This is a genomic window from Vibrio sp. A37 (genome assembly GCF_059777565.1).
In genome coordinates, this window is sequence record NZ_JBLNLI010000102.1 from 1 (window position 1) to 250 (window position 250).

1 rRNA gene is annotated in these 250 nt (G+C 42.8%); it reads right to left on the reverse strand.

The annotated features are described in order from the left end of the window. A 5S ribosomal RNA gene (gene rrf, locus ACM2FC_RS23685) occupies positions 1 to 88 on the reverse strand; the annotation flags it as partial. Between the last annotated feature and the right edge of the window lie 162 nt (positions 89 to 250).

The following is a 250-nucleotide window of genomic DNA, read 5'->3' on the forward strand; positions in this document are numbered from 1 at the left end:
GAAGCCCCACACTACCATCGGCGCAGTTGCGTTTCACTTCTGAGTTCGGCATGGGATCAGGTGGGTCCACAACGCTATGGTCGCCAAGCAAATTCTGTTTTTGTCTTCACTTTTATAAAAAAGTGAAAGCAAATAAATTCGGAAAGCTGTTTGAAGTTCTATTTACACATTCAAGTCTGTTCTATCTGAGTCCCAAAAAACCCTTTTGGTGTTGTATGGTTAAGCCTCACGGGCAATTAGTACAGGTTAG